Below are 11,470 nucleotides of genomic sequence, written 5' to 3'. Positions count from 1 at the left end.
GAAAGGTTGTGACAGAAGTGGTCGGTCTCTTGGGATTAAGTCAAATGTATGCAACAATGTGAGGAACCATTTTCACAAAATTTATCTTAATACTCGAAACTAAACTGCTTTTTCACAACCTCTTCTTTAAACGGTGTTCTCCTGCCAACTCCTCGGTCACAAGTCACAATATTCATCAAACATGAGAAGCTGTTTTTTGAAATTGTTCCTTGTGACTCAGAGCTGAACGGCAGGCTCACGACCTCTTTCTTAAACGGTGTTCAATCAGCTGACCTTCGGTATTCGCTCAACAAACGGCAAAATATGAGGAACTATTTTTCCGTTTGCTTCTCTAATACTCAGGTCAAGGCGCTGATTTCACAACCTCTTCATATACATATTAGAAAATAGGTGGACATGATGAATAAAAGCAGAATAAGAATACTGGACATCTTCATGGCAATCATTTTAGTCGTTGGGATCGGGATCTTTTCTTATCCTTTTGTAGAAGATTCACTGAATGATTTTCTTGCCCAGCAAATGATCATCCATTATCAAAAGCAGGCATCGAGTAAGAATTCAGAAGAAATAAAAAAACAGCAGGAAAAAATGACAAAGAAAAACCAACAGCTGGCAGAGCAAAACGTATCACCAGGGATAGGCAGTTTCAACCAAGCAGTTGATGCAAAAGCATTAAAAGATTTACCTAGTAATGCCTTTTTTATGGAACATATGCTTGGAGTCATCGAAATCCCAAAAATCAATGTCAGCTTGCCTATATTCGATCAGACAACGGAAATATTTTTGCAAAAAGGAACGTCATTATTGGAAGGAAGTTCTTATCCGACTGGCGGGAAAAGCACCCATGCCGTTCTTTCTGGGCATCGTGGACTCCCAGAAGCAAAATTATTTACAGATTTGCCTAAGTTGAAAAAAGGAGACCAGTTTTTCATCCAGATCAATGGAAAGACATTGGCGTATCAAGTAGAAAAAATCCAAGTGGTCTTACCTGATGAAGTAGATTCTTTGGGTATCCAAAAAGGCAAGGACCTCGTGACTTTGCTTACCTGCACTCCATATATGGTTAATACACATCGACTGCTTGTGACGGGGCATCGTATTCCTTATCAATCAAAAGAGGCAAAAAAAGCGATCCAAGGAATTGATCAATGGAAAAAATGGAAATTTATCACTTGGTTTATCGGTATACTACTTGGATCGATCGGCTTAGTTTGGCTACTCATCGCTTATTTAGATTCTTTGGCCATCGCTAAGCGAAACTATCCTTTATCTTTTTATGTAAAGAACAAAAACGGACGACCAATCGAAGGAATGGTCTTTTCTGTAAAAACGCTCAACGGCAAACACTATATTACTAGAGAAAAAGTTCCATTTGTGAAAGCTTCTGATGAATACGGACTAGTGAGATTTTCTGATTTAAAAGGCGGGAACTATCGCTTGCAACATGAGGAGCTCCTACTTAAAATCCATGTAAAACATAAACATTCGAAACAGTTTTCAATGAAATTGAAAAAAGGAAGATACAAACTGCGAAAAGAAAAAGAGGTGTACTATTTGATTGAGAAAGAATGAATGAAGATGTCCAAAAAAGCAGAGGGAACAGACTAAATGAAAAAAGAGAGAAGCTGACGAAATGGACGTGTAAACTGCTATTTTTGGTTTACTATCTGGAACGCCAGCTTCTATTTTTTTATGTTTCAGAAGAATTTTATTATTATAGTATAACTTTTGAATTAGTTTCCATAACATTTGGAGCAAGGGGTTAAACCACGAGCTTGAGCTTCGCTTAAAGTGGCAGGGGTATACGTACCATTTCCACATTTATGTGTATGGTATTTTGAACCGGTCGGTGTGACATAGACAGTTTGTTCATTATTTTGCTCAGGAGCTGCGGCTTGCGCCTGCTGAGAGGCCTGTTCAGCAGCTGCCTGCTGTCGCACCTGTTCGGCTTGTTGCTGTGCGATTGCTTCTTGCCTCGCCTGTTCTGCTTGCTGCTGTGCAATTGCTTCTTGTTGCGCTTGTTCTGCTTGTTGTCGTGCAATTTCTTCTTGCTTTTTCCGTTCTTCTTCTGCTTCTTTTGCTTTGATTGTGGAATCAATTGCAGCAAGACGGCTTGTCAACTCTTGTTTGTTTTCAGGTAGCGCTTGGATAGCTGCTGAAGCAGTTGCATAGTTTTCTTTTGTAGGATTTGCTTCAGCTTGTGACAAAGCAGATTCCGCTTCTGTCACTTTTTTTTCTAGTGCAGCTTTTTCCGCTTTTTGTTTTTCTTCTTCTTTTTTCTTTTCAATTTGTTCTTGTTCTTTCGATGAATCTGCCGTACTTTCGGAGATCGTGGTACTGCTGCTGGAAGCCTGAGCTGAACTTGTGCTTTGAGTAGTAGATGTAGTAGCACCACACCCGCTTAACAAACTTCCTGCGACCAAAAACAACGCAACTAATTTTTTCACTAAATTTCCTCCTTAAGTAAAAAACAACCGTTTTCAATAAATGCCCTTTTCAATTGTTTACTTACTTGTTATAATAATTGTGTTATGAATAGTGATTGAGGAAACTTAATCTAATCCCGTGTTGATACACGGGATTTTTTGCTATAGTTCTGTTATTAAGTATGTAATAATAAAATATGTACGTTATTTTATTATTAGATTATTGACATTTATATAATAAACGATTAAATGATTCATATCAAGAGAATGGTTAGGAAAAAAAGAGAAATAATAACAGGTTTATGCACCATTAACTGTTTTGCAGTGGGATATTTGTATCCGTTTTTTTCTTGTATGTAGTATAGTAAAGTAGATACAGGAGGAGAAGATATGCAGACTTTTTTAACAAAAGTTTCTCAAAAGAAAATTAAAATGATTCATTTACTGCTTGAAACAGAACGTTGGTGTTCGATAGAAGAGCTACAAAACGAATTGAAGGTATCAAGTAAGTCTATCTTGAATTATCTAACAGATTTAGAAGAATTGTTCCAACAATATCCTGATAAGGTCATTTTGAAGAATGAGAATAATCGGCGCTTTTCTATGGAAAAGCAGGAGAACTTCCCAATCTACACTATTTATCTTCATTTCTACAGAAAATCATATAATTATCATTTGATTGAATTCATGTATCAACATCCTGAGAAAAATTTAGAAGATTATGCAGACGCTCAATATACGAGTGTATCCACAGTTTTTCGTTATGCGAAGTTATTAGTAAAGTACTTTGAGAGGTATCGGATCACATTCCATCCGTTTAAACTAGAACTTGAAGCAAAAGAACAGTATATTCGAAGTTTCTATTATTACTTTTATTGGCATTCTACTCGAACTGGCGGCTGGCCATTCAAGTTTCCAAAAGAAAAAATCGAGAACTATCTCTTGAAGTTTGAGAGAATCTATCATATCAAGCTAGATCCTCTTCAAAAACGAGTATTTTCTTATTGGCTGGCTGTTATTTTAGAAAGAAGCTCATTTGCTTCGATAATAGTCGATAAAACAGATCAACAAGTCATCAAGAAAGATCCATTCTTTTTTTCAATCGCTCTTATGCAAAAGAAATCAAAGCAGAAAATCCAAGGATATATAAAAGAATCAAGCAACTCCAAAAAACGGTGAGAAAATATGCTGAAAAAGAGGTACTGCAAGTAATAGATAATTGGGAGCAGCTTTTCTTGAATTATTATTACATTCTTGACTATTACGATTTACTCTTAAGCGCAATGGATCCGATAAAAATTCTCATACAGGATGATCTGCATCACACGCATCGTCTTTGGCTGATGAACAAGATCCATCGATTATTTGGTCATTCATACTTACTAGCTTTTTATGATTATCAAACTGCAATCACAGAAGTAGATTTGGTTATCTCAAATTATTATTTAGATACACAAGATATTCCATTGCTTTTAATGAAAAATCTTCCGACCGAACGAAATTGGCGGCAGTTGGAAGAGTTACTTTATCGAATCGCTCAAGAAAAATAACTGGACTTAAACTTCGGTGGCAGATTTTCTCTTTAGAAAGTTCAAATTTTTGAATTTCTGAGAGAGTCTGCCTCTTTTTTGCGTATAAATACTGAATTAATCATATTACTTTTATTTTTTTTCCTTTTTTTAGAAATTTCTTAAACTAGAAAAGACGTTCTCTCCGTGCCAAAATTAGCCTTGGTTAAATTAAACCAATTATTATTTAGGAGGAATTATAAATGAAAAAACAAGTGATTGCGTGTACGGCTCTAGGTTTGTTGGCGCTCAGTATCTCAGGGGGCTATGTTTTTGCAGAAGAGGACGATCATACACTTTCTGCAACAACGAACCAAGCAGATGTGACGTTAAAGGCTGGATCTGGAAATGATGTCACGCCTATCGTGCCAAATGATACGCATGATGATGATCCAAGTACTGGAGATACAGGAGCATTATCTATTCCATTTGCATCGAATATTACTTTTGGACAACAAGAAATAAAACAGGGGGATGCAGATTATTTTGCCTTGAATCAACGTCCATATGTCCAAGTCAATGATACTCGTGGAGGAGCAAAAGGTTGGACATTAGGCGTTTCGATCTCACCATTTATTGGAGAAAACGGACATGAGCTAACTGGCGCACAACTATCATTAGCTAATGGAAAAGTAGTGACAAAAGACAATCAATCCACACCGCCAACATTAGCAGATGCGCCAAAACAAACTTTTGTTTTGAATAATGACTACCAAAACGTGATGCTTGCGAAAGAAGGAGAAGGGGCAGGCGCCTTTGCAGCAGTATTTGAAGGAACAGATGGCAGCAATGAAAACGTCAAGCTTCATGTACCCCGTGCGGGAGTGGAAGCACAAAGCTATACAGCGGAACTAACTTGGGTGTTGACAGATGCTCCAGCATAAAACAAGAAGATGGGGATATGTCTTTCCCATCTTTTTTAGTAGCTTGTTTCTGTTGATCTTACTGTATTTCTCTGCTAGTTCATTTGCTGATCAAAACAAAGTCAGTTTTGATGCAGAAGCGATTTTACCTGAAAACCAGATTTCAGAAGCTAGTTATTTTGACTTGAAAGTACAAGCTGGTATACAGCAAAAATTGACAATTCAATTAACGAATACAAGTAATCGTCAAGTAAATGTCAAAGTAGAAGCGAATAACGCTGTGACCAACTCTAATGGTGCAGTGGATTATTCCAAGCACGGGGAAAAGTTACTAGGAAGTCCGACTTTCGAAGAGATTGCTTCGAAGCCACAAACCATTACGTTGAAACCACAAGAAATAAGACAAGCAACCTTCCAGTTAGATATACCTAAGCAAGGATTTGACGGTACGATACTAGGTGGATTCTATTGTTATGAGGAAACAAAAGAAAAAGAAGAAAAAAATGATGGATTCAGTTTGGCAAACAAGTTCGCCTATACGATTGGTGCTCAATTAAGTTGTTCAGATAAAAAGATCGATCCTGAATTTGCATTGTCTAAAGTGAAATCAGGTTTGCAAAACGGCTATCTTACGTTATTTGCTACTCTGGAGAATAAGCAGCCGGTCCTAATGAGTCAAATGCAAATGGAAGCAGAGATAACGAAAAAAGGAAAAGATGGTGTCTTGCATCAATTGTCGAAAAAAATTTCTATGGCTCCAAGAAGCAAATTTGAGTTACCAATCAGTTGGGAAAACAAACCATTGAAAAAAGGTTTCTATGAATTAACGATCCATTTGAAAGACGCTTTAGGGAAAAAATGGACACTGGTAAAAGCATTTGAAATCAAAGGAGATGACGAAAAACTGAATAAAGAAGCAGTACATGTAGAAAAAGAAGATGAACCAACGAATACCATGATGTATTTCTTCCTTGCTTTTTGCCTAATCGTCATCATTTGTCTGGTCTGGTATATTTCTAAATTGAAACGAGAGAAAAGCTAGTTTAGGAGGAGATAGACATGAAATGGGCAATTAGGTTAGGATTCTTCGTACTCATGTTCGGAATAGCATTACCAGTTTCTGCAACTGAAAAGACAACGAGTGAAGCTGGTATCTCTTTTTATCAAGAAAATAACCAAGGTAAGCATGTTCCGATGGAAAAAGTAACGATTACAGAAAATAGTACAGAAAAGCCGATGGCCATGGAAGAGACGTTATTTCCGAAAACAAATGAGAATACTTGCTGGCTGCTCATCATATTAGGCGTTTGTCTAATCATGATTGCAGAAATGTTATACCACATGAAAAAAAAGAATAAGCAAAGCAGGAGGTAAGAAAATGGCTAAGTCTAAAAAAATAGTACTGTCGGTTTTTACGCTTATTGTCCTGCTATGGCTATCGCCAAAAGTAGCAGCAGCTCCTAGACCTCTCACGGATTTAGGTTATTTCCGATGGGCCAATCAAATCACGACTCCTGCGGACAATACATTCATCATGCATTATGGTGAGCATACTTCTGTGGAGCCAATTGAGGGAAAAGTGACGGGAAAGATTGTCACAGTTGACTGGAGTACAAGTAAAAGTAGCGCCTTGATCAAAAATGTCGGTTTCTATAAGGGGCAAGAAGTGAATCTGAAAGTAACGCTTGAAAGAAATAAAAGTAACTTAGATGGCGGATCGGTTTTTTTTACTGAAGGGAACTTTTTAAGTATCGATATTTCTGGTGAAATGATCATAACCTATGACTTTTTAGATACGAGTGGGAATCCTTTAACGATTGAGACCTCTTTCAACTATTATGGATTGAATGTCAATAAGTATGTAGGGTATCGCAATCCTAGCCGAGTAATCAAATATTTATGTACAAATAATCCGACGAATATCGTTTATGACGTGTATGGAGATGGGGACCGTCAGTGGGGAGACTATTGGGGCTATTATAAAAACATCACACCAAACGTACCTTGGAGAGATCCTAGACAAAGCTTTGAGGTGATCACAAATCCAGTCTCCCAACTTCACGTTGTGGTGCACAACAATGACAGCACACCATCCTCAGTTATATATCGAACAGATTTCTTGGCTAAGCCAGAGTTTCCTTCTGCTTATGCTACAGATTCTTTTTTTGAAAAAGCAGACCAAGATGTTTGCTTAAAGGCAAAGCAAACGATTCCTAATATTAGCCAATGGAAAAAAGCCAATCAACTCCAAGTTCGATTCGGTTTAGAGCAAATAGCTAAAACCCAGCAATACAAAGCAAAAAAAGTAAAAGTGACGAATTTTAGTGGAGAAGATATAACGGAATTATTCAGCAGTAAGGTCGAAGGGCAGGAAATGGTGATCACTGCGAAAAATCCTGAAGATCATCGATTGTATGATACCGTTTTGCAATATGAAGTCGAGTTGGAATGGACAGGCAAAGAAAATGTAGTTGAAACTTCGGCCATCATAAATGATCGGCTACCGCTGCCTTTTAAAGTCAAAACGATTTTAAATGGACAGGAGACTGCAGAAAATACAGGTACTAGTCTCGTCAATTATTTAGGAGAAGTCCACATTCAATTTTTAGATGAACAAGATAGGTCTTTGAGTCAAGAAGTGGTTAAGACCGGTATCCTTACGACAGATTATGATTTATCGAAGGATTATCCTGAGATAAGCGGGTTCTTTCCGATAAAAAATGAAGAAACTGATCATGGGAGATTCCAGCCAGAAACACAAACGATCATCCATCGCTACCGCAAAGGCGAACCCTTGAGATTTGAATTGTTGAATAAAGAAAATCCTTTGATGATATCCAGATTTAGTAAAAGCTGTACCATCAAATTCACATTTTCTCATGAAGGAGATTCAACTATCTATTTGATGGCTAAATGTAATGAGGAAGAAAAAAGACTACAGACCTACTCACATGTACCAGAAAAAGTAGAAGACGAAATAAAGATAGCTTTTCCAGAAAATTGGATTGGAAAAGAAGTTTCATTCTATGTAATGACTGACGACAAAGAACAGTCGCCGCCAGATAGAAGGAAACTAGCAGTCGAAAAAGGCCCGCAATTGCTTTTACCTAAAAGCATCGATTTTGGGGAACAAGAAATACCTGCCAATGACACATTTGTTGCGGCAGTAAACCAGAAAGAAATTCAGGTTGAAGATTCTAGCCATTTAGAACAAAGCAAATGGACAATCAAAGTCCGAGAAGAAAAAACGCTGATCAATGATAAGTCTCAGCAGTTATGTCCCTTGTTTTTCATTATCCAAGGAAAAACAATCGAATTAACTGGAAGTGATCAACAGATTTGGCAAGGAACGGGGAAAGCAAGTTTTGGGCAAATAGGAAATATCCACCTGAAACTAAGACCTTCAGATGAAGTTGGGGATTATGAAGGAACTTTAGTTTGGACAATGGAAGATGTGCCGATATAAAGAAAGAGGTTGTGAAATCAGCGCTTTGAACGAATACTGAAGACCAAACTGATTGAACACCGTGAAACAGAGGTCGTGAAAAAGCTGCCCTGCATCAAGTAATAAGACCAGCCAAACGGAAACACTGTCTCATGTTTTTGATTTGGCTGGGCTTATTACCGCAGATGCAAGCTTTTGCCACACCTCTTTCTTGTCATTTATAAAAGCAAATGTCAATGCTGCAAGCTTTCCCTTAATGCTGTAACACCAGTAAGAGTTGTCAAGACCAGCAGACTGACTAGGTAAATACCGCTCAAAAACAAGATTACGGCAGTTAAACTATAATGATCCATCAAAAAACCGATGACGATAGAAGAAAAACCACCAACAGCTCGTCCAAGGTTCATAATGAAATTATTCGCCGTCGCGCGGATTTCTGTTGGATACAAACTACTAATCACTGCGCCATATCCACCATACATGCCATTGATAAAGTAGCCGACTATCACAGCGGCTGCTACCAAACTCCACTGGCTATGGGCTAACACAAGTAGATAGACAGATAAGGATGAACAAATCAAAAACAGAGAAAAGGCTAGTTTAGGCCCCACTTTATCCATGATCATGCCAAAAGTCATCATTCCCAAAGACATGCCTAAAATAGTACTGACCATCCATAATGAAGACCCAGAAACCGAAAGCCCTAATCGAACTTGCATAATCGAAGGCAGCCAATTCATTAACCCAAAATAGCCGGCGATTTGGACAGTCACCATGATACTAAGGCCACATGTTTGCCAAGCAAGATGTTTTGATTCAAACAGTCTGCTAAGTTTGGTTTTCTTTTCGGCGGATTGTGCAGATTTGAATTCCTTTGGTTCAGTCAAGCCGCGACGAATGAACAAGACCATCAACACCGGCAGTACACCTACGACATACAACATCTTCCAACCAAACGTTGGAATGATCACAGCGGCTAAAATCGCAGCCAAAGCCGCACCGACCTGCGCACCAATACCAGCAACCGAAGAAGCTCGTCCAATTTGTTTTTTTGAAAAACTTTCGGAAATCAAGGACATACATGCCCCATATTCTCCTCCCGCTCCTACACCTGCGATAAAGCGAAAGAGATAAACCAAGTAGATGTTTGAAGCAAAATACATCAATAAAGAAGCAATCGAAAACAGAAGGACCGTTTGAGAAAATACTTTCACACGTCCATATTTATCAGCTATGATGCCAAAAAAAATACCTCCAATGAGCATCCCCAAATTAGTGATCGTTGAAATGAAACCCGCTTGCGTACCACTAATATGAAAAGAAGCAATCATTGAAGATAATGAAAAAGCTAAAAACATGATATCCATATTCTCTAAAGCAATTCCCGCCGATGTCGATAATAATACCTTTCGCTGATACGTTGTCATTTTTATACCCCTTTTCCTAAAATTTCCCTAAATTGTTAAAAGTATATCCAAAAAAGAATAAAAAAACAAGTCTTTTTTATTCGAAATAATACACAAACAACCGATATAGATAATCCAGCCTACTTTTAATAGAAATGAGTATTGACTTGGAGTACACTTAAAGTTGTAGAATAAATAAAATACATAAGTAAAGTGGCAAGAAATTAAGAGAAAGAGTGATCAGATGAATATCAAACAAGTCAGTGAAGAAAAGGGCATTTCGGCCGATACATTGCGCTATTATGAACGAATCGGGTTGATTCCACCAGTTAATCGGACAAAAGGCGGAATCCGTGATTATACAGAAGAAGACCTAAAATGGGTCGACTTTACGATCTGTATGCGAAATGCCGGATTATCGATCGAGTCTTTGATTGAATATATTCGCCTATCTAGCGAAGGAGAAGCAACTGTATTTGAGCGGCGTAAGCTTTTGATTGAAGAAAGTGAACTTTTGACGAAAAAAATTGCTGAAATGCAAGAATGTTTGGAACGTTTACAAGGAAAAATCAAGAAATATGATCGTGTGTTATCTAGAAATAAAATGGAATGTATCAAGTAAAAAATCAAGGAGCATCGCTATGGAGTTACGCTTACTAAAATATTTTTGGACAATTGCAGAAGAAGGAACAATCTCTCAAGCCGCAGAAGTTCTACATCTTACACAACCAACCTTAAGCCGACAACTGAAGGAGCTAGAAGAGGAACTAGGAACAGAACTGTTTGTACGTGAAAACCGCAAAATGATCTTGACAGAAGCAGGTTATTTTCTAAAAAGCCGGGCAGAAGAAATTTTAGATTTAACAAATCAAACCACTCAAGAATTCGAGAACAGAAAAAAACAATTATTCAGCGGACGATTTACGATTGGCTGTGTGGAAGCTGATAATTCGAATACATTGGCACTATTACTAGAAAAGCTGATCCGTGATTATCCCAACGTTCAATTTCATATCCACAGTGGAACAAGTGATGATATCACGGAGCGACTAGAAAAAGGCCTGTTAGATTTAGCGATTTTGCTAGATCCAGTAGATACAGAGAAATACGAAACGATTTTGTTACCAAGAAAGGAAAAATGGGGATTGCTCATTTCAGAAAATTCTGTTTTAGCAAAAAAAGATGCGATAACAAAAGAAGACTTTGCGAATGTACCTCTTTTGATCTCAAAGCGTCCAGAAGTACAGCGAATGTTTGCTGACTGGTTAGGCATAAAAAAGGAGCAGTTGCTGATCACAGGAACGTACAATTTGATTTTCAATGTATTTGCGCTAATTGAGAATCAGGTAGGTGCTGCTTTAGTCATAGAAGGTGCTGTAAGTCATCATTCAAAGCGAGTGACATTCGTTCCGCTTGACCCAATGATTGAAACGAACTGTATGCTAGTCTGGAAAAAGAATCGGATTTTATCCCCTGTAGTCAATGAATTGATTCACCGTTTCAAAGAAGCTTTTGAACAGTAATAAGTATCTTTAATCGAAGAAATTTCAATACAAAAGCGAGACGTATGACAGTCTTGCTTTTGTATTTTTTCATTTTTAAATCAAAAAAAATAAAGAGATTTACATAACTTGTTAAATAAGCGCTTACAAACGTAAGAAGAACGGAAATGAATCAGCTATAATAACCGTTGTTCTGGATTGTAATCATTACAAAGAAATGAAGATTATAACTTTGGAGGTGTTCGAAAAGAAAAATGGGA

Annotated in this window: 11 protein-coding genes; 9 read left to right on the top strand and 2 right to left on the bottom strand. The window is 37.6% G+C overall.

Annotated features, from left to right (window positions below; genetic code table 11):
• Positions 1 to 399: 399 nt before the first annotated feature.
• Positions 400 to 1,572: a class C sortase gene (locus RWU19_RS01770; protein ID WP_316002619.1), complete on the top strand. Its 1,173-nt coding sequence runs from the start codon at positions 400 to 402 to the stop codon at positions 1,570 to 1,572.
• Between the two features lie 161 nt (positions 1,573 to 1,733).
• Here RWU19_RS01770 and RWU19_RS01765 read toward each other — a convergent pair whose 3' ends face one another.
• On the bottom strand, positions 1,734 to 2,447 hold the full coding sequence (locus tag RWU19_RS01765) for a hypothetical protein (RefSeq protein ID WP_316002620.1): 714 nt from the start codon (positions 2,445 to 2,447) through the stop codon (positions 1,734 to 1,736).
• A 369-nt stretch (positions 2,448 to 2,816) separates the two neighbouring features.
• Between RWU19_RS01765 and RWU19_RS01760 the strand changes: the two genes are divergently transcribed.
• The 6 genes from RWU19_RS01760 to RWU19_RS01735 all read left to right on the top strand — a co-directional run bounded on the left by RWU19_RS01760 (position 2,817) and on the right by RWU19_RS01735 (position 8,323).
• On the top strand, positions 2,817 to 3,605 hold the full coding sequence (locus RWU19_RS01760; protein WP_316002621.1) for a helix-turn-helix domain-containing protein: 789 nt from the start codon (positions 2,817 to 2,819) through the stop codon (positions 3,603 to 3,605).
• Positions 3,606 to 3,661: 56 nt separating this feature from the next.
• Entirely contained in the window at positions 3,662 to 3,976 is a 315-nt protein-coding gene (locus tag RWU19_RS01755; protein ID WP_316002622.1) for a hypothetical protein, read from the top strand.
• A gap of 221 nt (positions 3,977 to 4,197) precedes the next feature.
• Positions 4,198 to 4,878 (top strand): WxL domain-containing protein, encoded by a 681-nt coding sequence (locus tag RWU19_RS01750; RefSeq protein ID WP_316002623.1) that lies wholly within the window; start codon positions 4,198 to 4,200, stop codon positions 4,876 to 4,878.
• The gene (locus RWU19_RS01745) at positions 4,865 to 5,899 is read left to right on the top strand and encodes a DUF916 and DUF3324 domain-containing protein (protein WP_316002624.1); all 1,035 of its coding nucleotides are present in this window, start codon (positions 4,865 to 4,867) and stop codon (positions 5,897 to 5,899) included. The genes RWU19_RS01750 and RWU19_RS01745 overlap by 14 nt, the downstream gene beginning before the upstream one ends.
• Positions 5,900 to 5,916: 17 nt before the next feature.
• Complete coding sequence (locus RWU19_RS01740; protein WP_070770306.1) at positions 5,917 to 6,231, top strand: hypothetical protein; 315 nt, start codon at positions 5,917 to 5,919, stop codon at positions 6,229 to 6,231.
• 4 nt (positions 6,232 to 6,235) lie between these two features.
• Positions 6,236 to 8,323, top strand: a complete 2,088-nt coding sequence (locus RWU19_RS01735; protein WP_316002625.1) for a hypothetical protein — start codon at positions 6,236 to 6,238, stop codon at positions 8,321 to 8,323.
• A gap of 212 nt (positions 8,324 to 8,535) precedes the next feature.
• On the opposite strand, the gene RWU19_RS01730 is transcribed toward RWU19_RS01735, so the two are convergent.
• Positions 8,536 to 9,729 (bottom strand): MFS transporter, encoded by a 1,194-nt coding sequence (locus RWU19_RS01730; RefSeq protein WP_316002626.1) that lies wholly within the window; start codon positions 9,727 to 9,729, stop codon positions 8,536 to 8,538.
• 223 nt (positions 9,730 to 9,952) lie between these two features.
• Here RWU19_RS01730 and RWU19_RS01725 point away from each other — a divergent pair, with 223 nt between their 5' ends.
• Positions 9,953 to 10,330 (top strand): MerR family transcriptional regulator, encoded by a 378-nt coding sequence (locus tag RWU19_RS01725; RefSeq protein ID WP_002302962.1) that lies wholly within the window; start codon positions 9,953 to 9,955, stop codon positions 10,328 to 10,330.
• Positions 10,331 to 10,349: 19 nt separating this feature from the next.
• Positions 10,350 to 11,231, top strand: coding sequence for a LysR family transcriptional regulator (locus tag RWU19_RS01720; RefSeq protein ID WP_316002627.1), 882 nt, complete (start codon positions 10,350 to 10,352; stop codon positions 11,229 to 11,231).
• Positions 11,232 to 11,470: the final 239 nt, after the last annotated feature.

Origin of the sequence: Enterococcus sp. 2STP (genome assembly GCF_032465635.1) — a bacterium.
Classification (GTDB): domain Bacteria; phylum Bacillota; class Bacilli; order Lactobacillales; family Enterococcaceae; genus Enterococcus_B; species Enterococcus_B lactis.
This window is presented reverse-complemented; position numbering and strand designations above follow the sequence as displayed.

Excerpts from the sequence above, each read along its gene's own strand:
- RWU19_RS01745 (WP_316002624.1), top strand. The coding sequence starts at position 4,865 with ATGCTCCAGCATAAAACAAGAAGATGGGGATATGTCTTTCCCATCTTT.
- RWU19_RS01725 (WP_002302962.1), top strand. The coding sequence starts at position 9,953 with ATGAATATCAAACAAGTCAGTGAAGAAAAGGGCATTTCGGCCGATACA.
- RWU19_RS01720 (WP_316002627.1), top strand. The coding sequence starts at position 10,350 with ATGGAGTTACGCTTACTAAAATATTTTTGGACAATTGCAGAAGAAGGA.
- RWU19_RS01750 (WP_316002623.1), top strand. The coding sequence starts at position 4,198 with ATGAAAAAACAAGTGATTGCGTGTACGGCTCTAGGTTTGTTGGCGCTC.
- RWU19_RS01770 (WP_316002619.1), top strand. The coding sequence starts at position 400 with ATGAATAAAAGCAGAATAAGAATACTGGACATCTTCATGGCAATCATT.
- RWU19_RS01735 (WP_316002625.1), top strand. The coding sequence starts at position 6,236 with ATGGCTAAGTCTAAAAAAATAGTACTGTCGGTTTTTACGCTTATTGTC.
- RWU19_RS01740 (WP_070770306.1), top strand. The coding sequence starts at position 5,917 with ATGAAATGGGCAATTAGGTTAGGATTCTTCGTACTCATGTTCGGAATA.
- RWU19_RS01730 (WP_316002626.1), bottom strand. The coding sequence starts at position 9,729 with ATGACAACGTATCAGCGAAAGGTATTATTATCGACATCGGCGGGAATT.
- RWU19_RS01760 (WP_316002621.1), top strand. The coding sequence starts at position 2,817 with ATGCAGACTTTTTTAACAAAAGTTTCTCAAAAGAAAATTAAAATGATT.